Below are 262 nucleotides of genomic sequence, written 5' to 3' on the forward strand. Positions count from 1 at the left end.
ACATCACGCTGACGCTTCGTCATGTCAGTAATTGTCGCGTTCGCCAGCGCCAACTTATGAGTAACGGTGTCGCGCTGCTCTTTGTAGGTGATGGCATTACCACGGTAATGATTAACAGCCCATGACAGACAGACGATGATGCAGATAACCAGAGCGGAGATAATCGCGGTTACTCTGCTCATTGCTGCCCCCACAAACAGACTTCACGCTCAATCTCACGGCGAGTCATCAGGCCTTTCCATTGCTTACCGCCAGCGTATGT

General features: G+C 51.5%; 2 pseudogenes. Both read right to left on the bottom strand.

Annotated features, from left to right (window positions below):
• Positions 1-182: pseudogene (locus tag ACLJNW_RS25975) on the bottom strand (lysis protein); the annotation flags it as partial.
• Positions 179-262, bottom strand: a pseudogene (locus ACLJNW_RS25980) (lysozyme); the annotation flags it as partial. The pseudogenes ACLJNW_RS25975 and ACLJNW_RS25980, both read right to left, overlap by 4 nt.

The organism is Salmonella sp. SAL4457, assembly GCF_046548235.1.
GTDB classification, from domain to species: Bacteria; Pseudomonadota; Gammaproteobacteria; order Enterobacterales; family Enterobacteriaceae; genus Salmonella; species Salmonella enterica.